This window comes from Cellvibrio sp. 25HG11W-0 (assembly GCF_057815475.1).
The window spans coordinates 4,570,658-4,596,674 of the sequence record NZ_CM174230.1 but is presented as its reverse complement, the minus strand read 5'-3'; the positions used below and the strand labels follow the sequence as shown (position 1 = coordinate 4,596,674).

The 26,017-nt window shown below is 49.8% G+C and carries 24 protein-coding genes; 16 read left to right on the top strand and 8 right to left on the bottom strand.

Going from position 1 to position 26,017, the window contains the following annotated elements:
• Positions 1–90 precede the first annotated feature (90 nt).
• Positions 91–2,085 carry an alpha/beta hydrolase family protein gene (locus AC0KUT_RS19325; RefSeq protein ID WP_488832110.1) on the top strand — a complete coding sequence of 665 codons (1,995 nt, stop codon included), beginning with the start codon at positions 91–93 and terminating at the stop codon, positions 2,083–2,085.
• Between the two features lie 61 nt (positions 2,086–2,146).
• Here the strand turns inward: AC0KUT_RS19325 and lpdA are convergent, their stop codons facing one another.
• Positions 2,147–3,571: a dihydrolipoyl dehydrogenase gene (lpdA, locus tag AC0KUT_RS19320; protein WP_488832108.1), complete on the bottom strand. Its 1,425-nt coding sequence runs from the start codon at positions 3,569–3,571 to the stop codon at positions 2,147–2,149.
• A 161-nt stretch (positions 3,572–3,732) separates the two neighbouring features.
• On the opposite strand from lpdA, the gene AC0KUT_RS19315 reads away from it, so the two are divergent.
• Positions 3,733–4,299 (top strand): TetR/AcrR family transcriptional regulator, encoded by a 567-nt coding sequence (locus AC0KUT_RS19315; protein WP_488832106.1) that lies wholly within the window; start codon positions 3,733–3,735, stop codon positions 4,297–4,299.
• 101 nt (positions 4,300–4,400) lie between these two features.
• A complete protein-coding gene (locus tag AC0KUT_RS19310; RefSeq protein WP_488832104.1) occupies positions 4,401–4,706 on the top strand; it encodes a hypothetical protein in 306 nt (101 codons plus the stop codon).
• A gap of 104 nt (positions 4,707–4,810) precedes the next feature.
• Here the strand turns inward: AC0KUT_RS19310 and trkA are convergent, their stop codons facing one another.
• From trkA to def, 4 genes are all read right to left on the bottom strand, one after another.
• Positions 4,811–6,196, bottom strand: coding sequence for a Trk system potassium transporter TrkA (gene trkA, locus AC0KUT_RS19305; protein ID WP_488832102.1), 1,386 nt, complete (start codon positions 6,194–6,196; stop codon positions 4,811–4,813).
• A 94-nt stretch (positions 6,197–6,290) separates the two neighbouring features.
• Complete coding sequence (gene rsmB, locus AC0KUT_RS19300; protein WP_488832101.1) at positions 6,291–7,592, bottom strand: 16S rRNA (cytosine(967)-C(5))-methyltransferase RsmB; 1,302 nt, start codon at positions 7,590–7,592, stop codon at positions 6,291–6,293.
• Complete coding sequence (gene fmt, locus AC0KUT_RS19295; RefSeq protein ID WP_488832099.1) at positions 7,589–8,566, bottom strand: methionyl-tRNA formyltransferase; 978 nt, start codon at positions 8,564–8,566, stop codon at positions 7,589–7,591. The genes rsmB and fmt overlap by 4 nt, the downstream gene beginning before the upstream one ends.
• 60 nt (positions 8,567–8,626) lie before the next feature.
• Positions 8,627–9,145, bottom strand: coding sequence for a peptide deformylase (gene def, locus AC0KUT_RS19290; RefSeq protein WP_488832097.1), 519 nt, complete (start codon positions 9,143–9,145; stop codon positions 8,627–8,629).
• A gap of 154 nt (positions 9,146–9,299) precedes the next feature.
• Between def and AC0KUT_RS19285 the strand changes: the two genes are divergently transcribed.
• The 6 genes from AC0KUT_RS19285 to AC0KUT_RS19260 all read left to right on the top strand — a co-directional run bounded on the left by AC0KUT_RS19285 (position 9,300) and on the right by AC0KUT_RS19260 (position 15,822).
• Positions 9,300–10,334 (top strand): LysM peptidoglycan-binding domain-containing protein, encoded by a 1,035-nt coding sequence (locus AC0KUT_RS19285; protein ID WP_488832096.1) that lies wholly within the window; start codon positions 9,300–9,302, stop codon positions 10,332–10,334.
• A gap of 56 nt (positions 10,335–10,390) precedes the next feature.
• A complete protein-coding gene (gene dprA, locus AC0KUT_RS19280; protein WP_488832095.1) occupies positions 10,391–11,533 on the top strand; it encodes a DNA-processing protein DprA in 1,143 nt (380 codons plus the stop codon).
• Positions 11,534–11,737: 204 nt separating this feature from the next.
• Positions 11,738–12,307, top strand: coding sequence for an L-threonylcarbamoyladenylate synthase type 1 TsaC (gene tsaC / locus AC0KUT_RS19275; protein ID WP_488832094.1), 570 nt, complete (start codon positions 11,738–11,740; stop codon positions 12,305–12,307).
• A 214-nt stretch (positions 12,308–12,521) separates the two neighbouring features.
• Positions 12,522–13,457: an oxygen-dependent coproporphyrinogen oxidase gene (gene hemF / locus AC0KUT_RS19270; RefSeq protein ID WP_488832093.1), complete on the top strand. Its 936-nt coding sequence runs from the start codon at positions 12,522–12,524 to the stop codon at positions 13,455–13,457.
• A gap of 83 nt (positions 13,458–13,540) precedes the next feature.
• On the top strand, positions 13,541–14,368 hold the full coding sequence (gene aroE, locus AC0KUT_RS19265; protein ID WP_488832091.1) for a shikimate dehydrogenase: 828 nt from the start codon (positions 13,541–13,543) through the stop codon (positions 14,366–14,368).
• Between the two features lie 287 nt (positions 14,369–14,655).
• Positions 14,656–15,822 (top strand): helix-turn-helix domain-containing protein, encoded by a 1,167-nt coding sequence (locus tag AC0KUT_RS19260; protein ID WP_488832090.1) that lies wholly within the window; start codon positions 14,656–14,658, stop codon positions 15,820–15,822.
• 147 nt (positions 15,823–15,969) lie between these two features.
• Here AC0KUT_RS19260 and AC0KUT_RS19255 read toward each other — a convergent pair whose 3' ends face one another.
• Together AC0KUT_RS19255 and AC0KUT_RS19250 are read right to left on the bottom strand one after the other, a co-directional pair.
• Positions 15,970–17,154: a family 16 glycosylhydrolase gene (locus tag AC0KUT_RS19255; protein WP_488832089.1), complete on the bottom strand. Its 1,185-nt coding sequence runs from the start codon at positions 17,152–17,154 to the stop codon at positions 15,970–15,972.
• 170 nt (positions 17,155–17,324) lie between these two features.
• Positions 17,325–18,389, bottom strand: coding sequence for a family 16 glycosylhydrolase (locus tag AC0KUT_RS19250; protein ID WP_488832086.1), 1,065 nt, complete (start codon positions 18,387–18,389; stop codon positions 17,325–17,327).
• Positions 18,390–18,722: 333 nt separating this feature from the next.
• Between AC0KUT_RS19250 and AC0KUT_RS19245 the strand changes: the two genes are divergently transcribed.
• From AC0KUT_RS19245 to AC0KUT_RS19235, 3 genes are all read left to right on the top strand, one after another.
• Entirely contained in the window at positions 18,723–20,450 is a 1,728-nt protein-coding gene (locus tag AC0KUT_RS19245; protein WP_488832084.1) for a pentapeptide repeat-containing protein, read from the top strand.
• Between the two features lie 311 nt (positions 20,451–20,761).
• The gene (locus AC0KUT_RS19240; protein WP_488832083.1) at positions 20,762–21,712 is read left to right on the top strand and encodes a DMT family transporter; all 951 of its coding nucleotides are present in this window, start codon (positions 20,762–20,764) and stop codon (positions 21,710–21,712) included.
• 29 nt (positions 21,713–21,741) lie between these two features.
• Positions 21,742–22,173: a YqaA family protein gene (locus AC0KUT_RS19235; protein ID WP_488832082.1), complete on the top strand. Its 432-nt coding sequence runs from the start codon at positions 21,742–21,744 to the stop codon at positions 22,171–22,173.
• A 2-nt stretch (positions 22,174–22,175) separates the two neighbouring features.
• Here AC0KUT_RS19235 and AC0KUT_RS19230 read toward each other — a convergent pair whose 3' ends face one another.
• Positions 22,176–23,066: a LysR substrate-binding domain-containing protein gene (locus AC0KUT_RS19230; protein WP_488832081.1), complete on the bottom strand. Its 891-nt coding sequence runs from the start codon at positions 23,064–23,066 to the stop codon at positions 22,176–22,178.
• A 168-nt stretch (positions 23,067–23,234) separates the two neighbouring features.
• Here AC0KUT_RS19230 and AC0KUT_RS19225 point away from each other — a divergent pair, with 168 nt between their 5' ends.
• The 4 genes from AC0KUT_RS19225 (at position 23,235) to AC0KUT_RS19210 (ending at position 25,789) form a co-directional block, all read left to right on the top strand.
• On the top strand, positions 23,235–23,666 hold the full coding sequence (locus AC0KUT_RS19225) for a DoxX family protein (protein WP_488832080.1): 432 nt from the start codon (positions 23,235–23,237) through the stop codon (positions 23,664–23,666).
• A 67-nt stretch (positions 23,667–23,733) separates the two neighbouring features.
• Positions 23,734–24,423: a pirin family protein gene (locus AC0KUT_RS19220; RefSeq protein WP_488832078.1), complete on the top strand. Its 690-nt coding sequence runs from the start codon at positions 23,734–23,736 to the stop codon at positions 24,421–24,423.
• A 207-nt stretch (positions 24,424–24,630) separates the two neighbouring features.
• Positions 24,631–25,125: a hypothetical protein gene (locus AC0KUT_RS19215; protein WP_488832076.1), complete on the top strand. Its 495-nt coding sequence runs from the start codon at positions 24,631–24,633 to the stop codon at positions 25,123–25,125.
• Positions 25,126–25,462: 337 nt separating this feature from the next.
• Complete coding sequence (locus AC0KUT_RS19210) at positions 25,463–25,789, top strand: FxLYD domain-containing protein (protein ID WP_488832075.1); 327 nt, start codon at positions 25,463–25,465, stop codon at positions 25,787–25,789.
• Positions 25,790–26,017 lie beyond the last annotated feature (228 nt).

Here is a 26,017-nt window from a genome sequence, read left to right as displayed (position 1 = left end):
TTTGATGTGTTTATGGGTAATTTAGCGCATAAACTCTTTTAAAATTGCTGCGTTTTTGATGGATTTTCAATAACCAATAAGGATGAAATTATGAAAAATATAATTGTAAACAGACTGCGGCTCAGCGGGCTGATACTCCTACTGCTCATGGGCTATGCCTTAGGTGCGAGTGGCGCGCCCTTGACTTATGAAGACTTTGGGCGCTTGCCCGATGTGGCTAACCTAAGTCTTTCCCCTGATGGTAAAAAACTGGCATCTATAATCCGTGTGGATATGCCTAGCGCTAAGGGCTCGGCGGTTCAGGTTACTCAGTTGAGTGACGGCACCTCTAAAATGGTGCTGTTTTCTGATAACAGTAAATATTTCATCAATGGACTGCAATGGAAAGACAGTAAGACACTTTTAGTCAATACGTTCTATCCGTCAGAGCGAGATACTTGGGTGGGGCTGGGCCAAGCACGTTTTAAAACCCGCGAGGGCCGCCTATTAATTGTGGATACTGACGCGGGTACCGTGAACTCGCCCTTTAGCAAAAACTTTCTAAAAAAGTTTAGGATATTGCCCTCGGAATTAAGCTCTATTGTAGATACCCTACCGCAAGATCCTGACCATATTTTAATGTCTATACCTTCGCTAAATAATGGTTTTGCGTCCTTTCCTGTTGTGTACAAAGTTAATATTAAAACCAGCAAAAATAAACGCATACAGCCGGCCAAGCCTTATGTGTCTGGGTGGATGACGGATCAACAACAGCGTGTGCGCGTTGGTATTTATTTTAAAGATGGTGAAATACGTACATTGGTGCGTGAAGTGAACGCTGATAAATGGCGCGAGCTTTGGCCCTATCAGCTGTTTTCTGAAGATGCAGTCACCCCGGTAGGTTTTGGGCTCGATCCAAATGTGCTTTATATTCGCGCTTACCAAAAGGGTTTTCTTGCGCTTTTTAAAGTGAACTTAACAGACGCAAAACTGAAGCGTGAATTGGTGCATGCCAATCCCTATTATGACGTGACCGGTGGATTGGTTTATTCGCCAGAGACGAAGGATGTCGTTGGGTTTAGCTATGGAGAAAATGGCGGCACCACCTTCTTTGATCCTTCGTTGCAAAAGTTGCAAGAAGGTATCAATAAAGCCCTGCCTAAGACGAAAAATTTTATCTATTCATTTACCGATAATTTTGAGAAATATTTGGTGCTAACCCTGAGTGATATTGATTCTGGTAGTTATTTTTTAGGTCAGCGCAGCACTGCAAAATTAGAGGCCGCAGGTTATCGCTACAAAAATTTATTACCTGAATTGTTAGTGCCAATAAAGCGTTATGACTATAAGACGCGCGATGGGTTAAATATTGAGGCTTACCTTACCCTGCCGAAAGGCGTTGCACCTAAAAAGTTACCCGCCATTATGTTCCCTCATGGCGGCCCTATTGGTCACGATGATGATAACTTTGACGCTTGGGCGCAGTACTTTGCCAGTAAGGGTTATGCGGTATTACAGATGAATTTTCGCGGATCTGCAGGCCAAGGAGTAGAGTTTCGCAACGCGGGCTTTAAGAGTTGGGGCAAAGAAATGCAGGATGATATTGAGGACGGCGCCAAGAAGTTAATTGCCGACGGTATTATCGACCCAAACCAGATTTGTATTGTTGGCGCCAGCTACGGTGGTTATGCCGCGCTTATGGGTATTGTAAAAACACCCGATGTGTATAAGTGTGCTATCAGTGTGGCAGGGGTAAGTAATGTGTTTGATTTGGTAAAAGATAATCGCGCATTTTGGAGTAGTTATAACGTCATTGATGAGATGATTGGCAATGACAACAGCGAGCTACGCGCTATATCGCCGGTTAACTTTGCCGATAAAATTAAAGTGCCTGTATTGTTGGTGCATGGTGATATGGATCGCCAAGTCGATATAAAACACAGCGTTCAAATGCACGATGCTTTACAAAAAGCGGGTAAGGATGTGACCTTTGTGACTTTGCCTAATGAAGACCACTACCTTACCAATGAAGCCAACCGTTTAACAACGTTTAAAGTGATAGGTACATTTTTGGATAAGAATTTACCCGTCAAAGCAAAACCCTAAATACGTTCGAGGTAGCACAAGCCGACGCGCTTAACACGCTCGGCTTTTTTATTTTTAAGGGTCAAGACTTTAATCTTGCGTGTGGGTTGGGTAAGTCGGTAATAGTGCCCGCGCCTATTTCAGCCGCAAGGCCGACCGATTCATGCAGGCTGGGGTGGGCGTGAATGGTCAGGGCTATGTCTTCCACACTGGCGCCAAATTCTAGCGCTAGGGTTAGCTCGCCCAGTAGTTCCCCGGCGTGAATACCCACTATGCCCGCACCCAGTAAGCGATCGGTTGCTGGGTCGTAAATCAATTTGGTTTTGCCCTCGCTGCGATTGGCGGCGAGGGCGCGGCCGCTGGCGCTCCAGGGGTAGATTGCGGTTTTGTAAGCGATGCCCTGTTGCTTGGCCTCTTTTTCGGTGAGACCCACCCAGGCGATTTCGGGGTTGGTGTAGGCGATGGAGGGAATTGCTACAGGTGCGAAATGATGGCTGTGGCCAGCCGCAACCTCGGCGGCGGCGTGGCCTTGATGACTGGCTTTATGGGCGAGCATGGGTTGGCCGACGAGATCGCCAATGGCAAAAATGTGCGGCACATTGGTTTGCAGCAAACTATTCACGGCGATAAACCCGCGCTCATCTACCTGTACGCCCGCTTTTTCGGCGGCGATTTTCCTGCCGTTGGGGCTGCGTCCAACAGCTACCAATACTGCATCAAAGTCGCGTTCGCTCGCCGGTGCTTGGGCGCCGCTAAAGCTAATTGCTATGGACTCTGGATTGGTCGTTACCGTCTCTACTTTGGTGGACAGCAGGATTTCAAAGCGTTCTTTATTGAAACGGCTGTAAACACTGACCAGGTCTTTGTCGGCAGCTGGCACCAACTGATCGGCGAATTCAACCACCGTGACCTTGCTGCCCAAAGCCTCATAAACGGTCGCCATTTCCAAGCCGATAATACCGCCGCCTATGACCAATAGGCGCGCGGGTACTTGGCGTAATTCCAAAGCGCTGGTCGAATCCCAAATGCGTTCATCCTTGGGTATAAAGGGCAGTTTTACGCTGCTGGAACCGGCGGCAATAATGGCCTGTTCAAACTGAATTAGACTGCTTTCGCCGTCATGAGTCACTTCTAGTTGGTGATCGCTAACAAACTGCCCATAGCCCTGTATGACGGCAAGCTTGCGGCTTTTGGCCATGCCGGAAACGCCCCCAACTAACTTGCTTACCACGCTTTCTTTATAGCGGCGCACCTGTTCTAAGTCGTAACCTGCGGGTGCGAGCTTTAGCCCCAAGGCGCTGGCCGCGTGGCTTTGATGTATTACCTCCGCCACATGCAGCAACGCCTTGGAGGGAATACAGCCAACATTGAGGCAGACGCCACCGAGTGTGGGGTAGCGCTCTATCAGAGTGACTTCCATGCCGAGGTCGGCGGCGCGAAAAGCGGCGGAATAGCCGCCGGGGCCGCCGCCGAGTACGAGGAGTTGGGTGTTGATTTGCGCAGTCATAGCGATTCCTTTTTTGGCTAGAATTTTGGGTTTTAAGTTAAGTGCAATCTACCTATCATGTGGTAGGTAGATTGCACTCAATAAGCAATTTATGTCAACCGCTATCTATCACTAGATAGGTAAATTAGAATGAGCCTTAAGTTTATAATCTGGGCGTTTCTATGACAGTTGTTTCCACTCGCGACCAAATCTTGACTCTGGCCCAAAAGGCCATAGCAGAGCGCGGCTATTCATCCTTTAGCTTTCGCGAGTTGGCGGCAGAGCTGGGGATTAAGAGTGCGAGTATCCACTATCACTTTCCCACCAAAACCCATCTGGGCTTAGAAGTTGCGCGCAGCTATCGCCAGCGTTTTGAAACGGTTTTGCACAGCTTGAGTGCCGCGGAGCCTGCAGCGGCCTTGGCGGCCTTCACCGATATTTATCGCACTGAAGTTCAAACCAGCCAGCGTATGACGGTGTGCATGATGTTGGCGGCGGAGATTAAAACCCTGCCGGAAGAGATAAAACACGAGATGGAGCTCTTTTATCAATTGAATTTGACCTGGCTTGAAGCGCAGTTGGTCATCATGGAGCTGACTAACACAGCGGTGCTTAGCCGACAGGTGTTTGCCTTGTTACAGGGCGGCTTGATGGGGGCAAAAACCTTGGGGGATCCGACGTATTTTGACGATGTGCTTGGTGCTTTAGAGCTTATTTTGGCCCCTGTTCACCGCACTTTTTATGATTAGTAACATGTATGTTTTGTTTGGAGCATCGTCATAGTGACGTAAGCTACTAAGTGCTCGGCAATGTGTAGGGGTTCTTGGGGTCAATAATTGGAGCAAATGAAATGAATAAAGAATCAGCCTCTTGGCTGCTAGTTAGATTTCTTGGTGTGTGCTTTTTAATTGCAGCTATCTATTGTCTATATGAGGTTGTGCTCAATATTTTACTGTACCTATATTTATCGTTATCTCCATCCTTAGCTGTTGCGATATCAGAAGATGGCACCACAACGTTGAAGCTATATAACTTTAATTGGGATGAGCTAATTGATGGCTGTATATCAATTGTTTTTTCAGTGTATTTTCTTAAATATGGCAATTTTATTCATAGGCTTTTAATGAACGAAGCCAGCAAGAATACTCACACCTAGTAAGCCAAGTTAATATGAGCAATTACGCGCATGATTTCGCAGCTACGACACAACAAAAAATTTGCGGCATTGACTGTGTTGTAGTGCGATAGTGGTAAGTCGAATTAGAAAAAACTAAAACCCACCTGAAATAGCTTTTCCAAATCGCGGATGTGCTTTTTCTGCAGCAAAAATACAATCACATGGTCGCCAGACTGCACGACTACATCGTCGTGGGCGATGATCACCTCGCCGCCGTCTTCGGAGTCGCGCACTATGGCGCCTATGCTGGCGCCTTCAGGTAAATCTATATCTTCAATCGCCTTGCCGACTACTTTGGAGGACTTGGCATCACCGTGGGCGATAATTTCAATCGCTTCGGCGGCGCCGCGGCGCAGTGAGTGGACATTGACTATATCGCCACGGCGCACGTGGGTGAGCAGACTGCCGATGGTGGTGCTCTGGGGGGATATGGCGATATCTATATCGCCGCCTTGTACCACATCCACATAGGCGGGGTTGTTGATTAGCGTCATCACCTTGCGTGCGCCTAAACGTTTGGCGAGCATGGAGCTCATGATGTTGGCTTCGTCGTCGTTGGTAAGCGCTAGGAAGACATCGGTGTCTTCAATCCCCTCTTCCATTAACAAGTCTTTATCGGATGCGCTGCCATGTAGAACTATGGCGCGGTCGAGTTGTTCTGATAGGCGAATACAGCGCGGCTTGGAATATTCAATAACGCGCACCTTGTAGCGACCTTCGAGCATTTTGGCGAGGCGCAGCCCAATATTGCCGCCACCGGCGATGGTGATGCGTTTATAGGCTAATTCCAAGCGGCGCAATTCGCTCATGACCGCGCGAATATCGTTTTTGGCGGCGATAAAAAATACTTCGTCATCGGCTTCAATGACCGTCATGCCGTTGGGGATAATGGCGCGATTGCGGCGGTAAATGGCGGCGACACGGGTGTCCACCGAGGGCATGTGTTCGCGTAAAAAACGCAGCTCTTGGCCGACAAGGGGGCCGCCGTGATAGGCCTTTACGGCTACTAATTGCACCTTGCCATCGGCAAAGTCGACAACTTGAAGGGTGCCGGGCTGTTCGATTAAGCGAAAGATGTATTCAGATACCAATTGTTCTGGGCTGATCAATACATCTACCGCGATAGCGCCGGATTCAAATAGCTGTTGATGGGTGAGGTAAGAGGTGGCGCGTACCCGTGCAATTTTGGTGGGGGTGCGAAACAGGCTATTGGCCACCTGACAGGCAATCATATTAATTTCATCGTTGCTGGTGACCGCTACCAGCATGTCAGCATCTTCAATTCCCGCTTGAATCAATACGTCAGGGTGCGAGCCTTCGCCTGTGGTCACACCTATATCTAGGCGGTCGCGCAGTTCGCGCAGGCGCGCTTCATCGGTGTCCACTACGGTGATGTCGTTGGCTTCGCTGGCGAGATGTTCCGCGAGGCTGCCGCCAACTTGACCGGCGCCGAGGATGATAATTTTCATGCTGAGCCTTTATTGTATTGAAGCGGGTTTATTGGAATTGGTGTTTGGTGCTTATGTCGCCAAGTTTAGTGTTTTGGCAGTTAGCACTGCTGTTTTAGTCCGAATATTTACGCAATTGAGCGTAGTAGAAGCCATCGTGGCCATCTACTTGCGGCAGCAGCTGGCGGCCGTAAGGTTGCTTGATGCCCCAGTCAGCTTCTATCGCTAAACACTCGGCATCGGCGTGGCGCTCCACAAAGGTTTCAATGACCTGGGTGTTTTCGCGCGGCATTATGGAGCAGGTCGCGTAGAGCAGAACGCCGCCGGGTTTGAGTAGCGGCCAGAGGCTGCGCAACAGCTGCGCTTGCAGCTCGGCGAGCTTACTCACTTCTTCGGGAGTGCGCAGCAGTTTGATGTCGGGGTGGCGGCGAATAATGCCGATGGCGGAGCAAGGAGCATCTAAAAGAATGCGGTCGTATTGCGCGCCATCCCACCAATCTTTTGTTTGAGTGCCATCGCCGCAGCGAATGTCGGCGCTGATTTTTAAGCGTGCGAGGTTTTCGCGCACGCGTCCGAGGCGGCGTTCGTCGCTATCCAGTGCGGTAACCTCTAGGCTGGGCTCGCATTCTAAGAGGTGGCCGGTTTTACCACCGGGCGCGCAACATGCATCCAAAACACGTAAGTTGGGTGCTAATTGCAACAATTCAGCGCTTAACTGCGCAGCTTCGTCTTGTACGCTTATTACGCCTTCATCAAATAGCGGCAGCCTGCGAGGATCGCTAGCGCGCGCTAGGCGAATGCCATAGGGGCTGAAGTGCGTGGCCTCTGCTTCAATATCGAGATCTTGTAGCAGGGCGAGATAATCCACGCGGCTGATTTTGCGGGTATTGATACGCAGGCAAAAAGGCGGATGGCTGTTGTTGGCGAGGATCAATTCCGCGAAACCATCCGGCCAATTTTTGCGCAGCATGCCTTCCATCCACCCTGGGTGGTTAGTTTGAAAGGCGAGGTTGCGGCTGAGCAGGTCGTCGAGTTTGGCTTTATCCCGTTGAAATTTGCGCAATACCCCATTGACCAAATTGGTCGCCCAAGGCTTCTTCAAATAGCGCGTGACTTCCACGGTTTCACCGAGGGCGGCGTGATCGGGAATGCGGGTGTGTAACAGCTGATAAAGACCGAGTAAGAGCAGTGCTTGAATGTCGCTTTCTTTGGCGCGCAGTGGCTTGTCCACTAAACAATCCACGTAAGCACTGAGCTGTGGGTAATAGCGGCAGGTGCCGAAGCAAAGTTCTTGCAGCAGTGCGCGATCAGCCTCGGGCACTTGTGGTGTCATGGTGGGAAGCAGGCTGGAAAGCGAGCCTTGGCCCTGTAAAAGTTTGGCGATAATTTGCGCGGCTGCGGCGCGAACAGTCATCATGCGGGTAGCTCCAGTTTGTCGCCACGTTTAAACAGGTCGGGGTGACCGCGCAGTATATCGGCGACTGCCATGGCTTTTTTGCCCGGCATTTGCAATTGTTCGAGAATCAGCTGGCCCTGCGCGCAGGCGATCCAGATACCGTCTTTATCTATATTGCAGATACTGCCAAGGGCTGCATCGCTGTCTTGTTGGCTGGCGCGCGCGGCCCATACGCGAATACGCTGGCTGTCGTCGCTACCCGCTGGCTTAGTGTGAGCGACCGGAAAGGGGTTAAACGCGCGTACTTTTAGCGCGAGCTCGGCGGCGGGTAGCTGCCAATTCAGTGCTGCTTCTTCTTTATTAAGTTTGGGGGCGTAGTTGCTGAGTTGATCATCCTGTTGGATCGGGTTTGCCGTGCCCGCTTGAATGTGATCAAGCGCCTCCAATAGCGCGGGAGTCCCTATAGTTAACAGCTTATCGTGCAGGCTTCCACCGGTATCTGTCGTTAAAATCGGGCAAAACACTTTAATCAGCATGTCACCGGTATCCAGCCCAACATCCATCTGCATAATGGTGACGCCGGTTTCGCTATCGCCAGCTTCTATCGCTCGCTGAATAGGCGCCGCGCCGCGCCAGCGCGGCAATATGGATGCGTGCACGTTAATACAGCCCAAGCGTGGGGCGTCTAACACTACTTTAGGTAGAATTAGGCCATAGGCGACGACCACCATCAAATCTGCGTTGAGTTCTGTTAATTCGGCAATCGCTGCGGGGTCTTTGAAATTCAGCGGTTGATAAACCGGTAAGCCATGGGCGAGGGCGACTTCTTTCACGGGGCTAGCGCTGAGCTTTTTACCGCGCCCCGCGGGGCGGTCGGGCTGAGAGTAAACGGCGATAACCTCATGGCGGCTGCCAAGCAGAGCTTTAAGGTGTTCAGCGGCAAATTCAGGGGTGCCGGCAAAGATAATGCGCAGGCCTACTGGGGATTGACTCATAGGGGGTCTCAAATAAAAAAGGCGCTGTTGCAGAGCGCCTTGAGGTAGAGCAAATGGGTGTTAGCGAGCGTCAGCTTTTTCGGCTTTGTGCTTCTTTTCGAGCTTGGCGCGAATGCGGGTGCGCTTAAACGGCGAAATGAGATCCACAAACAGTTTGCCGTTAAGGTGGTCTAGCTCGTGCTGAATACATACAGCGAGCAGACCTTCAGGCACTATTGAAAATGGGTTGCCGTCGCGATCGAGGGCATCGACGCGAATATGTTCAGGGCGGACCACGGTTTCGTAAAAACCGGGTACTGATAGGCAACCTTCGTCGTGCTCGTACTGAGCGTCATCGAGCACGGTGATTTCAGGGTTGATAAACACCAGCGGCTGGGAATTGTCTTCGCTGACATCAATGACCACGACGCGCAGGTGAACGTTGACTTGCGATGCAGCCAAGCCAACGCCCGGAGCGTCGTACATGGTATCGAACATGTCGTCTACCAGGGTGCGTATAGTATCGTTGACTTCTGCGACGGGTTTGGCAACTGTGCGCAGGCGTGGGTCTGGAAACTCAAGTATCGGTAATAAGGCCATAGTGTTTGTGACAAACTTCTAGTAAAAAGGTAATAACCGCTGCTAACATGATGATCGCACAGGATTTATACTGTGAAAACGGAAGCAGCATGGGCTTTAATAATCTATTATACGTCTAACTGGCTCAGGACCGAATAAAACAGGATCGGTTTCTATGAAAAAAATATTACTGGCTATTGCAGCCGCATCGTTCATCAGCCTATTTGCATGGGCTGACAATTCCGTTTTAAAAACGGGCCACCCCGACGAATATACGGTGAAAAAAGGCGATACCCTGTGGGATATCTCCGGCACCTTTCTCAATAGCCCTTGGATGTGGCCTGAAATCTGGCATGTGAATCCCCAGATTGAAAATCCCCATTTAATTTACCCTGGCGATTTGATCCGTCTTATCTACTTAGACGGTGAGCCGCGTTTGACCTTAGAGCGCACTACCAAGCTGATGCCGGGCACCACCAAGCTCAGCCCGAGTATTCGTGTGCAAAGTACAGAGGATGCGATTAGCTCGATTCCATTGGATCGTATTGATGCCTTCCTCTCGCGCAGTCGTATCGTGTTGCCGGGTGACTTAGAAGGTGCACCCTATATGATCGCAGGCCAGCAGCAACACCTGATTGTAGGTGGTGGCGATACAGCTTATGCGCGGGGCGATTTCTCAGCTAAATATGACAACTATGGTGTGTACCGCAAGGGTGAAGCTTACTTCGACCCCGTTACTAAAGAGTTGTTGGGTGTGCATGCACAAGGCATAGGTACTGTTAGTGTTGGCAGCCTCAAAGGCGACATAGCCACCATCGATATTATTCGCAGTTACGAAGAGGTGCGCGTTGGTGACCGTCTTTTACCGAGCGAAGATCGTGCGGTAGATTCAACTTTCTACCCCAGTGCACCTGATAGCGAGATTGAAGGCGCTATTATCGCCGTGGAAGGTGGTGTGTCGCAGGTGGGTAAGCTGAATGTGGTTATGATTAACCGCGGTGAGCGCGAAGGCCTGCAAATTGGCAATGTGCTCGCTATCTATAAGGCGGGCGAACTGGTGCGTGACCGTATTGGCGGCGGTACTGTGGAGTTGCCGGATGAGCGTGCGGGCTTGTTGATGGTGTTCCGCACCTTTGAGAAAATGAGTTTTGCCATAGTGTTAGAAGCTGATCGTGCACTGGCAGTGAAAGATAAAATACGTAATCCCTAAGTAATACTAGGCTTCACCCCATCAGTGGGTGAGGACTAATAAATCAAGGATGATTTATGCTCTCTGCTTCAACCTCTGCAAGTCTACTTTTATTGCGCCTTCCTGATACAGGCACTGCTCGCTACTGGAAACTCCTGAATGCTTTTGGTTCTGCCCGTGCCGTCCTCACGAAAACTACAACTGAATTAACTCCTTTTCTCAGCGCTGCTGCGCTGCAGTGCCTGCGTGACTATCAAATTGACCCCGTTGGCAGTGCGCTCGGTCTGCAAGTAGCCGCTGATGGTGCTTATATTGAGGCACAGCAAGAGTTGTATTGTGTTGGTTTTGACGATGATGATTATCCCCATTTACTCAAAGAGATTCCCAAGCCGCCACCTGTGCTCTTCGTGCGTGGCGACCCCAGTATTTTAAGTTTGCCGCAAATTGCGATGGTAGGCAGCCGCAACCCTAGCGCTGGTGGCGGGGAAAATGCGGAGCGCTTTGCCGCCTATTTGGCGGCGTCTGGCTTTGCTATTACCAGTGGTTTGGCGTTGGGCGTAGATGCCGCCGCTCATCGCGGTGCCTTGGGGGTACAAGGCAAGACTATCGCCGTGGTTGGCACTGGCATCGACTTGGTGTATCCCGCGCGTCATAAATATTTAGCTCAGCAAATTGTTGAGGCGGGCGGTGCGCTGGTGAGCGAATTTCCCTTGGGCACGCGTGCGCAGGCGGCCAATTTCCCTCAGCGCAATCGCATTATCAGCGGTCTGAGTTGCGGGACTTTAGTGGTAGAGGCGGCGCTCAAAAGTGGTTCTTTAATTACGGCTGCATTTGCGCTGCAGCATAATCGCGAGGTGTTTGCGATTCCCGGTTCGATTCACAACCCCTTGGCGCGCGGCTGTCATCAGTTGATTCGCCAAGGTGCGACCCTGGTGGAAACGGCGCAGGATATAGTGGATCAGCTGCAGTCTATGCTGGATTTTAAGCGGGCAGAGTTAACAGATTTACAGCGCAGTGCGGTAGCTCAAGTCCCTGTATTGGCCAAGCTTGATGCTGCTGAGCAGCAGTTGCTTGATGCTTTAGGGTTTGATCCCGTTACTATGGAGCAATTGCTAGCGCGTACCGCGCTGGATATAGGTGCTGTTTCTTCAGGGCTAATGCTGTTGGAAATTAAAGGCTTGATTCAGCAGTCATCAGGTAGTTATCAGCGATCTAGCTAGGGGAGTGGTGACGCTCAGGCTATAGGTGAAATTGCAGGGTTTTGGTCGCCTTTATCGGAGCGAATATTCCCAGTGGTAAATCCATAAGAAATGCTTGCCGTTGAGGAGCAGTGACTCCTTTTGGATTATGTGTACCTAATTGGGTTGAGCTTGGGGGGCTGCTGGGGTAGATTCCCCCAAGAAATTTCACAGCGGGACATCACTATGCAAAACTGGTCAATTAACCCACGAATTCGCATTGCGGCACAGCATCTTCGCCAAGGCGGTGTGGTGGCCTATCCAACAGAGGCTGTTTGGGGTTTGGGTTGTAACCCTTTTGACGAAGAGGCCGTGGGCCGCATACTGGAATTAAAGGATCGACCTGTAGAAAAAGGGTTGATTGTGATAGCGGCAGATTTGGCGCAGATAGAACCTTTTATCTACCATCTTGATGATTTACAGCGCCAGCGTCTGAAGAATACTTGGCCCGGTCCTGTTACCTGGCTGGTGCCAGTGAATGACATGATCCCCTATTGGCTCAGCGGCCAATTTCCCACTATTGCCCTGCGTGTTACGGCGCATCCGGTGGCGGCGGGTTTGTGTCGCGCCTTTGGCGGGCCGCTGGTTTCCACCTCTTGTAATCCGCAAGGGCGCAACCCCGCGCGCACTATCCATGAAGTGCAGCGCTATTTTGGTGGCGAGCTTGAAGCTATAACCTCTGGGCAGGTTGGCAAGCAGGCGAACCCTTCAGAGATTCGCGATTTGCTTAGCGGGCGTGTGGTGCGCCCCGGCTAAGTCGTGGTTTCACGTGCTAAAAGCCGTTAAGATACGCGTCATTTTTTAGGGTGAAGACGGATTTGTCGTGGCGGTGTAGGTCTTTCGCTTGCACTAAATCAAAGCCTGCTGTGGCGATAAAACTATAATAAGCGGCTAGCTCTGGCTCTGAGTGCCAGAATCCCTCCCAAGCATCATGATTCGCCCCACCTCTGTGGGCGTTAAGGAATTCCTTATGACTCAGCAACGTATTAATAGTGTTTCTGCTCCCGATAAAGCCGCGGTAAAGGCTTATTTGCTTAACTTACAAGACCGCATTTGCCAAGCGCTGGGCGCTGAAGACGGAGGTGCAGAATTTGTGGAAGATAGCTGGGTGCGGGATGAGGGCGGCGGCGGTCGCTCGCGGGTTTTGGTCAATGGTAAAGTCATTGAAAAAGGTGGGGTCAACTTCTCGCATGTTCACGGCACCCAAATGCCCGCGTCGGCCACGGCGCATCGCCCAGAATTAGCGGGACGCGCTTTTGAAGCTATGGGCGTGTCCCTGGTGATTCATCCGCACAACCCCTATGTGCCAACGAGTCACGCCAATGTGCGCTTCTTTATCGCGGAAAAAGACGGCGCCGAGCCCGTTTGGTGGTTTGGCGGCGGTTACGACCTCACCCCTTACTATGGCAACGAGGCCGATTGTGTTCACTGGCACCAAACGGCTAAAAATGCCTGCGACCCTTTTGGCGCAGAGATTTACCCTAAATTCAAACACTGGTGCGATGAGTATTTCATGCTCAAGCATCGCAATGAGGCGCGCGGTGTAGGGGGCTTATTTTTTGATGACTATAACCTCCAAGACTTTGACCACAGCTTTGCGCTCATGCGTGCGGTAGGCGACAGCTATGTGCCCGCATATCAGCCTATAATGGCGGCGCGTAAAAATACCCTCTTCGGCGAGCGTGAGCGCGACTTTCAGTTGTACCGACGCGGCCGCTATGTGGAGTTCAATTTGGTGTACGACCGCGGCACCCTCTTTGGTTTGCAAACGGGCGGGCGCACTGAATCGATTTTAATGTCGCTGCCACCCCTCGTGCGCTGGGAATACAATTGGCAGCCAGCCGCAGGGAGTGCCGAAGCGGCACTTTACGAAACGTTTTTACCCCATCGCGATTGGGTGAAATAAATGTTTATTAGGCTGCGTTGCCGTACTCGTTTAGTACAACAAGTATTCAATGCACCTAACTTTATGATTTAAATGGATAGCGCATGACAGATCAATACGCCGTTGTTGGCAACCCGATCAACCAAAGTAAGTCTCCCAATATTCATCGCCAGTTTGCCGAGCAGACCGGCCAAGACATGCACTACAACAAGCAGCTGGTGGAGTTGGGTGGTTTTGCCCAAGCCGCCGAAACGTTTTTTGCTCAGGGAGGGCGCGGCATGAATATCACGGCGCCGTTTAAGCAGGATGCCTTCGCCTTCGCCCATAAGCGTACGCCACGGGCAGAGCGTGCCAGTGCGGTAAATACCCTTGCGATGGCAGAAGATGGCACCATATTGGGCGATAATACCGACGGAATTGGAATGGTGCATGACATGCACAATCTCGGCTGGGAATTGCGCGATAAGCGTATTCTCATTCTCGGCGCGGGCGGTGCAGTGCGCGGGGTATTGCAGCCGCTACTGGAAGAGCATCCCGCGCAGCTAGTGATAGTTAATCGCACTCAAGCTAAGGCCGAAGAATTGGCGCAGTTGTTTCAAGATCTTGGCCATGTACAGGCCTGTGGCTATGACGGCTTGAGTGGTCAGTATGATTTGGTCATTAACGCCACTTCCGGTGGCTGGCAGGGCGAGTTGCCGCCGCTGCCGGATGACCTGCTTGCACATAATGCGTGCTGTTACGACATGATCTATGGCGCCGAGACAACACCGTTTTTAACCTGGGCGGAACAGCATGGTGCCAGCGCTTGGGCCGATGGTTTGGGAATGTTGGTTGGCCAAGCGGCAGAATCTTTCTATCTGTGGCGGCACATGCGCCCTGAAGTGGTGCCTGTCATTACCGCTATGCGTCGTCAGCTACAAGAGAAAAAATAAACGGGCGTTAAGGTAAAATTTTTATTGAGTATCAGTAAAGGCGGTGTATGTCATCACAACATACATCGCCTTTTTCTTTTTTGATTCGGTCAATTTCTTCTTCAATCATTTATTGTTTCACTGCGTTGCACAACAGCGACCTTGATTGAAATAAATGTGTATTTTTAGTCTGTTTTTTAACGTGGTAACGACAGCGCAGATAGTTTTTCAGTAGCCTGCTAGACTTTAATATCCATTGGCTCGATTAGCCTTTCTAATAATGTATAAATCAAATGCGCTAATATCCCATGAAAACACCGCTATTTAATCTTCACGATGTCATATTGTTATTAACCATTGCCGTAGCCTTATTGCTCGCGGTGTTTCAATGGTTGTTATCGAAACAAAAACCGCTGGCACATTATTTTTTGGGTGGCTTTTTTATCTGTATAGGCTTGGGCGCACTTGGCCGCTTACTGTTATGGAATGATTATATTCCGCTGCAGGGCTCGCTCATGGGTATGCTCTTGCCTTATTTACTTGGCCTTGAACAATTAGGCAAAGGCCCTCTGCTCTATTTTTATGTATTGGCGCTCACCGGCCGGCTCACATTTTCGACGAGACAATATCTACCCCATGTACTGCCATTTACGGCCTATTGTATTTTAGTGACGCTTGACGGTGTGGGTGCTAGCCAGATGCGTTTTATGCAGCTAGGGGATGATGCGGCTATTCGTCATTTGGTGTGGTTGTGGGATCTTTTAAAATATTTTCCTGCATTTTATGCGCTGGCTACTGTTGCCGTTGTGTTTCGGTATCAGGCGCAGCTTAAAAATTATTATTCCGATTATCAATTTCAGGGGCCACTCTGGCTCAAGGTGCTCACACTCGGCTTTGCACTTAATTGGCTCTGGTCGCTGTTGGTGCATGTGAGTAGCGAGCTATTTACGCAAAATATGACCGATAGCTTTGGTATTCTTGATAATTACCTGACATTCCTGTTGGTGAACGCGCTGTTCTTCCATAGCCTCGCTCATGCTCATCAGCTATTGGTGGCGCAGCAAGCGCCGGCTCAAACAGAAGATAAACATTCCAATAGCGCGCCAGACCCTAAAGAAAATAGCGCGTCGCCCGCGCCTGCACCGGAAGTGGTGGAAAAAATTCGCCAAGGCATGGAACAGCAGGAAATTTATTTACAGGCTAATTTAAATATCGAGGAGTTTGCGCGGCAAATTGGTGTGCACTATCGCGAGGTATCGAACATTATTAATAAACAGTTCAATACCAATTTTTATGAGTATGTTAATCAATATCGTGTGGCGCGCGCCAAGCTTATGCTGCGTGACCCGGTATATGCGCATATGACTATTTTGGATATTCTGCTTGAAAGTGGTTTTAATTCTAAGTCGTCGTTTAATCGTTTTTTCAAGCGCTATGTGGGCGTGTCGGCGGCAGAGTTTCGTAAACAGTCGTAACTAAGGTTTGAAACCTAGTTGTTTCGCTGTGTTGTTGTGTCGTTGCTATGGCGTAAAAAAGAGGGTAACAAATACAATTAGGCCGAGCGCAAATTTGCACTCGGCCTAATTGTTATTGAGGATTTTTTGTGACTAAAACGACGCTACTTAAATTTTAGTCAGTTTAATCCAGTCGATATTAAAGCCGCCGCTGTTGGCGTAAATCGCCAAATTCTGGCTGCCCGCATTCAAATAAATATTATGGGATATAACACTGTAGTTACCCCAACCACCGGTGTTAGGTACGCTGATTGTACCTAAGCCTACGCCATCTCTATCGAGTGTGAACTGCGCGGTATTGATCGCAGAGGCAACACGGTATTCAACTTTATAAGTGCCGGTTTGGGGAATATTGACATTGGTGTACTTAAACCACTCACCCGCATCTATGTAGCCGACAACGCCATTGGCCACAGTTACATTACCGCCTACCTGATTAAAACTTTCGGCTTCAATAAATACACTCGGCGCACTGCCGCTATTAACGGGTGGTGTAGTTCCGTCAACAGGTGGCGTGCCACCATAGCCAGTTTGTCCTTCGCGGGTGAGCGCGAGGATCAGAGTGCCATTTTTTACGACTACATTATTGGGTTCAAAATCCGCACGGTTTTCGTTGAAAGTCCAGTTGGCTTTACTCCAGCGGTTGGTGTCAAAGCTGTTGAAATCATCGCGCCAGCCAGTACCAAAGCTATTGCTGGATGCTACATAAGGTTGGTACTGAACATAATTTACGAATTGATACACCGGCAGTATGTTGTCATTCCAAGGACCAACCCATTCGGCAATATTGGCTGCCCAGAGGTTAAAGCGCAGGTCCTGTGGATTGGTTAAGTTGGTCACAAACTGGCCGCCATTAATGCGTCTAATCTGCGTGCCATCCACAAACCACGCAACGTAGTTGGGGGTCCATTCCAGCACATAGGTGTGGTAGGCATCACCGAGCGAGGTGGCGGCGGTATGCACGCCTTCGGTACGGGTGAGGTTGGGATTGGTGCCGATAATGACGTTGCTCTGCCATTGAGTGGCGTTGTTTTTGCCAAAGATCTCTATATCAATCTCCTCCCAAAAAGTGCCCGCTTGCTCAGAGCCATTTTTGTAAGTGAAGAAAGTAGATAGCACGCCGCTGCCTTTGGCGACGCGCATGCGCATTTCATAGCGACCGTATTTGTAAGTTTGTTTGCTGTAAATTTCCGCGGCTTTATAGGGCTTGGCGTTTGCGCTGAGGCTGCAAATACCACCTAAACCAACGGCGAGGATGAGCCCCCATTGCATAATACGTTTGACGTTTTGCATAGCTGAGTACCTTATGATTATTGTCGACTCGGGTTACAGAGATCTAAGGGCTATCTCCTTGGGTCTATAGTTCTCAGTTTTGCGCGGTGCAGCGCCCCAGTTTGCGCAGATTGCTTAAGCTGGGGCCTATTTTAAGGTGGAATTGACGTCTATTTTAGCTTCCGGTGTTTTTACGGGAGGTGTCTGGCCGATCTAGGCGACACGAGCAGCAAACTCATCAGCAGGCTTAATAGGCCGAGGCTAAACACGCCGCCGCCGCCACTTTTTGCGGGTGTAGTCGTGCTGGCTGCACTGCTAGCTGGGCTGGAAAGAGTGGCTGTACTGGTGGCTGGCAGGCTCGCAGCAAGACTGCTCGCCGCCACGCTCTTGGGGGTAGAGCTTTGAACGCTAGAGCTTTGCGCACTGGAACTGAGAGCGGCTGAACTTGCTGTGCTGCTTGTATCTTTGGGCAGATCGCCGCTAAAGCCAGTGGCATTTTCAGCCGTAAGGGTCAACACCAATATGCCCTCTTTTACGAGCGCATTTTCAGGGGCGAAATCAACGCGGTTGCCGTCAAAGGTCCAGTTAGCTTTGCTCCAGCGGGTGCTGTCAAAGCTATTAAAATCATCGCGCCAACCTGTGCCGAAGCTTTTGGTGGTGGCGTTATAGGGCTGGTAGATGAAGTAATCCACAAATTGATAAACGGGCAGTGCGGCTGGCTCCCAAGCGCCGGCCCAACTGACTGACTCCGATGCCCAGATATTAAAACGCAGCGATTCAGCATTGGCGAGGCTAGTCACGGTGCTACCGCCTTCAATGCGGCGCACTTCTTTGCCGTCTAACAACCAAGAGACATAGTTGGGCGTCCATTCCAACACGTAGATATGATAGGCATCGCCGAGCGAGGTGTCGGCACTGTGCACCGCATCGCTCATCAATGTAGGGCGCTGGCTGCCGAGAATAATATTGCTCTGCCACTGGGTCGCATTGTTTTTACCAAAAACCTCAATATCGATTTCCTCCCAAAAGGTGTTACCTACCTCCGACCCATTCTTGTAAGTAAAAAAGGTAGAGAGCACGCCGCTGGCTTTGGCCACGCGCATACGCATCTCAAAGCGCCCATAAAGATAGCTTTGGTTGGAGTAGATTTCGGCACCTTTATAGGGTTTGGCCCAAAGGTTGGGGCTGATCAAAAGTGCGGCTAATACTGCCGTGAGGGCGAGCAGTCGCTGCGCTGCGCGAGAGGATGTGAACATAGTGAGTACTCTTATTGATATTTGAAGATGCTGAAGTGGTGCTTGTTTTGTATCTTCTGCCATAGTCACTATTTCCTAGGGTAGCGTCGCCCCAGTTTACGCAAATTGCGGCTTTTGACGCCTAATCTACAGATTAAGCGGGCATGATGAGTATCGACAATATCGCCAGCAGTGCTCAAGTTTGCAAATTAAGGCGTCATAGCCTGGCCCTATACATTTGTTTACTTCACTCTTGGCGACAAGCCCCTTATAGTCTGCAGGTTTGCGCCATTTGGCAGATGAATCTACCTAAGCGGCGCGCTTCACCCCGCACTATGAACGTTGGATATAGACATGATCGATGTGGAATGGATCTTAATTGAGCTCAACAAAGGCGCTGCATCTTGGAATAAGTGGCGCAAGGGGTTTACCCCGCAGGAATTGATTCTAGACGGATTGCAGTTGAGCAATATGAATTTGGATGGTTTTGATTTTTCCAAACTGTCACTGCGCAATGCCTGCTTTCGCCACTGCAGCCTGCGCCAGGCGGATCTCATTTCCGCGAATTTGGAAGGCGCCTTTATGGGGAATAATGATTTCACCCAGGCTAAGCTCATCGCCGCGCGCCTCATTGATTGCGACTTGAGCGGCTCTATTCTGCAAGGCGCCAATCTGCTTACGGTGGTCACCCGCAATACCAAATTAGAAGATATCAATTTTAAGGGCATCGACATGACCGGCTTGGTGTTGCGCAATATCTCGCTTGCGCGCAGCCAGCTCAGCGGTCAATCACTGGCTCATCTGGATTTTAGTAACAGTAACCTTGAAGGCGTGAATTTCACTGGTGCCAATTTGACGGGCGCCATATTTAATGGCTGCCGGCTGGCCGGTGCGCGCCTGCATAATGCTAAGTTAACTGGCGCGAGTTTTAAACAGGCGAATCTTAGTAGTGCCAATCTTAGCGGTGCAGATGCGACTAAAACTGACTTCAGCGGCGCGCATCTCACCAATATCGACCTGCGCGGCGCCACCATCATCCAGAGTAAATTTACACGTGCGGAAATTACCGGCGCTAAGTTGTGGAATGTTCAAACTAGCCAGTGGCGCCTCGTGGGTATTCAGTGTGAATACGCGTTTTGGGATGAGGCGGGCAAAGAGCGCACTGTGTATTTACCCCATGAGTTTGAGCGCATTTTCGCCGAGGCCTTGAGCATTGAGTTGCGCTACCCTTACCGGTTGTCGGACCATGAATTGGCGACGCTCCCCATTTTTATCGAGCACCTTGCAGCGGTGCATTGGGGCATTATTTTGCGCCTTAAAAGTATTAGCGATGTTGCCGGCGGCGCTCTGGTGAAAATTGCCGTGGAAGAAATTGGCACCCACAACCCCAGCGAGTTAAAACAGGCGCTGCAAGTTGAGGCTGAGCGTATTCAGTTAGCGCAGCTTATGTTGCGCTCCAATACCCAAATGCACTTGCAGCTCAAAGAAAAAATTGGGGCGATACGCGAAGAGTTTTGGCCGCGTTTATTGGAGTTGGCGGTAGATCATGAAAAAGACCAAACCCGCAACCTCACCATTCTGTTTATGGATTTAAAAGGCTTTTCCACCTGGACGGATGCGGAGCTTTCCGAAAAGCTCTCACTGTTTCGCGGTTTAGTTAAGCCTGTGCTCAATAAGTGGGGCGCGGATCATCCCAATATGGAAGGCGATTCATTGCGCGTCACCTTTAAAAATGCCACGGCGGGTTTGTCCTGCGCGTGCATGCTCCGCGACGTACTTAACGCAGCGGATTTTCAATTGCGCATTGGCGTAGAGCTGGGTGAAGTGCAGGTCGTCCACAATGAAATCACCAATGTACCTGACTTAGAAGGCACAGCTGTGAGCATGGCTGCGCGTATGGAAGCGGCAGCCGAGCCAGGTGAAGTACTAGTGAGCCATCGTGTGCGTCATTATGCTGAGCGCAGCAATCTGTTTAATTTCATGCCGCGCAGTGTCGCCCTTAAAAAAGGTATAGGGACTTTGGAGCCGGGAGAACTGGTCGAGTGTTTTGCGGTGGACCATCTGGCTAATCGGGAAATGTAATGCGCACTGATGGTAGGTGTGCAGAGTGTAAATACTGCTAGCAGGTTGTTGGAGAATTATCTGTGTTGGCGCTGTGTTCAAAAACAGGCTGAAGTTTAGGTTCAATCACTCGCAATTGTAGTTTGATTTTTTTTGCATACTGCTAGGTGTGGTGGGCTCGTTTAGGTTTCGCGCGCTGCGCATTTTTTTTGTCGCTCAGTTTTTTGGGAATCGCTCAGTAAGATGCAGTTTTTCTGGCAAGGGCTGTGCTTGTTGAGTGTACTGTTTTACTGCCGTTTCCCCTCACGCCTCTTCATGAGTCCCTCTCTACTATGCGTTTAATATTACTTACCTGCGCCGCCCTGTTGGCCTTTGCGGGCAACTCAGTGCTCTGCCGTTTGGCGCTGCGCGAAACCAGTCTAGACGCCGCGAGTTTTACCAGCTTGCGTATAGTCTCTGGTGCCTTGGTGTTATGGCTAATCGTTTGGGTGCGCCATCTTGTCGCGGGTGCAGCTAGGTTCGATACACAGGTATTCAAGGCGGGAAGTTGGTGGTCGGCCATAGCGCTGTTTGTGTATGCCGCAGGCTTTTCATTTGCCTATATAGAATTGCCCACCGCAGCGGGCGCCTTAATTTTATTTGGCTGTGTGCAGGCCACTATGATTGGTTACGACCTGTGGTGCGGTGCGCGTTTGGTGTGGCTGCAAATACTGGGGTTAATATTGGCGCTAGTGGGCTTGGTTATTTTATTGGTGCCATCTGCAGACTTGACGACTTTATTTCAGTTTGGGGGATCTCAATCTTCTGCGCAGATTTCCGCAGCAGCTGCGGGCACGCAGCACTCGCTGAATAGTTCGCTCTTGATGGTGGCCGCAGGTATTGCTTGGGGGGTCTATTCACTTTATGGGAGGCAACTTGGCAAGCAGGGTAAGACTGCTAGGGATCCAACCTTGGTTACGGCAGGCAATTTCTTACGTGCAATTCCCTTTGCTCTTTGCCTAAGTTTTTACTATTTAGCGCAGGCTCGTTTTGATGAGCTGGGTTGGGTTTATGCCATTTTATCGGGTGCAATTACCTCGGGCCTTGGCTATGCACTTTGGTACAGCGCACTGCCGAGTTTATCGGCGACGCAAGCGGCTAGTTTGCAACTCACCGTTCCCATGTTAGCGGCCTTGGGCGGCGTGTTATTTTTGGGCGAGTTGATGAGCCTGCAATTGCTGCTCGCGTCCTGCGCTATTTTAGGTGGTGTCGGTTTGGTTTTGTGGCGACCTAAGGCGCGCTAGTCTGACATTCACTTTTTGAGTGCATCGCTGTGGTTTATCTCTCGCTATTTTTGACGGCTTTTATCGCCGCCACACTTTTCCCTTTGTCGTCAGAGGCCTTGCTGGCAACGCTTATTTATCAAGGCTACGGGCTTTGGCTGCTTTGGTTGGCCGCAACCAGCGGTAATATTCTGGGTTCCTGCGTGAATTGGTATCTAGGGCGGCAACTGCTGCGCTGGCAAGATCGCGCCTGGTTTCCCATTAAGCCCGCTGCTTTAGCGCGCGCCCAAGATCATTTTCTGCGTTACGGTAAGGTGTCATTACTCTTCGCGTGGCTGCCCATTGTGGGCGATCCACTCACACTATTAGCGGGTGTTATGCGCGTGCACTTTGGTTTGTTTTTACTCTTGGTCGGCCTGGGCAAGGCGCTGCGTTATGGGGTGATTATTGCTCTGGCGGCCAAGCTGTTGCCTGCGTCATAGAATTAAAGCCAATTCACCAGTGCACAGGCCTGGGCAAACCAATTGAGCGCTTTGCCTTGATCGCTTTTGCGCCATGCCATGTAGAGCGGCACGCGCGGGCGCAACACGCTGCAGTCCAGCGCGATAAGCTCTCCCTGAGCCAGCTCCTGTTTAATGAGATGCTTAGGCACAAACCCCACACCTACCCCCATTTTTTGCGCGAGTATCTTGGCCTGGGCATCGGCCACGCGAATAATTTGGCGGCTCTCTAATAAACCCGATGAACGCCCTGGGCTGCTCATGGAGGAGTCGGCGACGACTATGGTGGGAAAAGCTTGAATTGCGGCGGCATCTACCGGCCCCTGATGAAAACGTAGAGGGTGTTTGGGCGCGACGGCAAACACAAACTCAACCTCGCCCATAGGGCGAACTTCTAGTAACCCCTTGGGTAATTCTCCCGCTGCACCGAGTGCCAAATCACAGCGTTCATTGAGCAGTGCATCCCAAGTGCCCCCTAAGACTTCTTCGCTAATGCTAATGGCAACCCGTTTATCAAGTTGATTGAAACTGTGAATCTGGGTGAGCAGCGGGGCCAGCGGCAAAATAGTGTCCTTGGCAATGCGCAATTGTGTTTCCCAGCCAGACTCCAATTGCTGTACCGCTTCCTCTAGCGCACTTGCGGCCTGCAGCAGGCTGCGCCCTTGCTCCAACAATAAGCGGCCAGCGGCGGTGAGTTGTGCTCGTTGTTTGCTCCGATCAAAAAGATTGATCTCAAGATCAGATTCTAACTTTTGGATAGTGTAAGAAAGCGCCGAGGGCACCTTGAACAGAGCTTCCGCCGCTGCCCCAAAACTGCTTTTTCGGTCAATCGTATCAAGCACTCTAAGGGCTTCAAGGGTGATGGCGTGATGCATAACAGCTCCTTTCTTGTTAGTTCAAATAATTTGAACTAACGGCTCAAAATCTTCCGCTTTTTTAGCGGCGACTACAAGCCTAAAGTGACCAACAAGTGAGGCGCAGCGCGAAAGCACAGCGCCCAACTAACCCATCCACCTTGTCTTTATCATTTTTAGGAGTTGATCATGAGTATTATCAAACAGGTTTTTCGCACCTCTAACAGTTTTTCACCTTTGGCGCTGCGCTTGCCTTTGGGCATTATCTTCGCCGCCCACGGCGCGCAAAAATTGTTTGGCTGGTTTGGTGGTTACGGCCTTGAAGGTACCGGTCAGTGGATGGCGTCTATAGGTTTAGAACCGGGTGTTTTGTTGGCGGCGCTGTCAGGTTCGGCGGAGTTTTTTGGCGGTTTATTGTTGGTTCTCGGTTTGCTGACGCGCCCTGCGGCGCTGGTGCTGGCAGTAACTATGGTGGTCGCGATACTGTCGGTGCACATCAACAATGGTTTGTTTATGAGTAACAACGGTTACGAGTTTGGTTTGGCGCTGTTAGCGGGTGCAGTATCGCTGCTGATTTCCGGTGCGGGTCGCATCAGTATCGATAGTCGTATCGCCCATTAATAGAAGAAGTAATCGTCCCCCTAAACCCAATAGTTAAAGGCGGCCGCGCGCCGCCAGCGAGGTACTTATGATTAGCATCAGAAAAGCAAACCAACGCGGCGGTGCCGATTTTGGCTGGTTAAAGAGCAAACATACTTTTTCGTTCGGCAGTTACTACGATGAAGCGCAAATGGGCTTCTCCGCCCTGCGCGTGATCAACGACGATCGCGTGGCACCCGACACGGGTTTTGATACTCACGGCCATCGCGACATGGAAATTATTAGCTATGTGCTGGAAGGTGAAATTGCCCACAAAGACAGTCAAGGTAATGTAGCGACCTTACCGCCCGGAGAGTTTCAGTTAATGTCGGCAGGTAGCGGCATTCGCCACAGCGAATTTAACCCATCGCCTACTAAACCACTGCACTTTTTACAAATTTGGATTCAGCCTAATGTTTACGGACGCACGCCGGGCTATCAACAAAAAGCCTTTGGCAACGAACAAGGCTTAACGCTTGTCGCCAGCCCCAATGGCAAAGACGGCAGTTTGGATATAAAACAAGATGCCAATTTATATCAATTATTTTTAGCCGCAGGTAAAACGCTCGACTACAGCACCAAGCTGCATCGCAAAACCTATGTGCATTTAATTGCGGGCGAATTGCAGCTAAACGGCGAAACACTCAAGCCGGGCGATGGCGCCAAGTTGGAAAAGCTCAGTAGCATAATGTTTAAAGCACAGGCGAATGTGCAGGCGCTGGTGTTTGATTTACCTTAGTGTGAAGTGTGGTTTTTGGTGGTGATTAATATTCACTATAAAAAGGCCTTTGCGTGGAGACTACATGCAAAGGCCTTTTTTTGTGCCATCGCTTTTTAGGGGCGCTAGATCCTCCTATGGAATAAGTTTTGGATTTGACGTAGAGTCGGTCTGTTATTAGAGTCTTGAGGTATTAAAGCGTTGAAGTGTTAGGGAGGTTAGGTCTTTATGAGTCAATATGTAAATTCACATTTCAATATAAAAATTGACTTCCCCGAAACTTGGCGGTTTCGTTTTTGGGGTAATAGAACCAGTAAATTAGAATTTCCTGAGCGGCATCAGGCTTTTGATGAGGATATGCCATCGGAGTTAAATGAAGACAAAGTGCTGTTGACTGCGCTCTCAACTGTACGTAGGAATTCTTTGTCAGGAACTTGCTTCTATATTATTGCGCTATATCGCCCAGATGGTTTTTCATTAAAAACATTTAGAACCGAAATTGACGGTTTTATAAAAGTAGAATTTCTGTCGTACTTTACTGCAGGGGTTGAAATACAGACACTGTACATGGAGGAGCAGGGAGATGGGTATATTTGGTACTCAAAATACTACTCCTGGCAACACAGCGAAAATATTTGGCTTTTTTGCATCACTCGGAGTGATGCGGTAGAGGGATATGAAGAGGTTCAAAAAATCGTAAGGCAAATAAAAGAAATTCAGTAATTAGGTTTATTGCTAGGTAATTTCGAATAATAAGTGCAATTGGCTAAAGGTTCTTGCGGCCCGAGTGCGGTGGTGTCTAAATCAGTTTTTTCGGTTTTATTCAATAAAAATTTATATGGAGATAGTGATGGCTGACGAAGTGAATTGTAAAAAATGCGATAGTTTGATTTCAAAAAATGCGCACTATTGCCCGCATTGTAAAAGTGCTCAAAATACTAAGGCGATGCTCAAGCAATACATACCCTTAATTGTTATTTTTACGGCGATATTTTCGTTCACTATGTTGTTTTCGTCTGGGAACAAAAATAAGCAGTATACGCCTCCGCCTAGCTTTAGCGTGCATACCAAAGACGTTGTTGTGACCTCGTCAGAAATGAGCTTTAGCGAGTGTGGCGAGTGCAAGAGTAAATTTAATGCTGTGGTTATTGGCATTATTAAAAACAATACGGACTATTCTTGGGAAAGCTTTAAAATCGAGGTGCGGTTTTACAATAAAGAGGGTGTCATGATCGATACCATGTCAGATACTGCTTATGGCGTTGCGGTATTGCCGAATGGTGAAGTTAGTTTTCGCGTTATGGCGCGCGCAGCAAAACCAGTCGAAGAGTATTTTTCACAAAAGGTCTTCTTGAATTCTGCAAGCTATGTGTCTGACTATTATTAACGTTATTTAAGGTTGTGCATTGTCTTTCCGTGGTTGCGGCACTTTCATCTAGGAGGTTGCTGATGTTGAGGCTTCTCAACCGACTGTTTTCCTAATGGGCAGGAGATAGATATAGGGCTACCCGCTCAGAGTAAGCTATGTATTAAACAAACAGCCAAATCTCTCAAGGGGTTTGGCTGTTTGTTTTTAAGTGTTGTGAACATGATTTTCTGGCGTGACTAAGGTGCT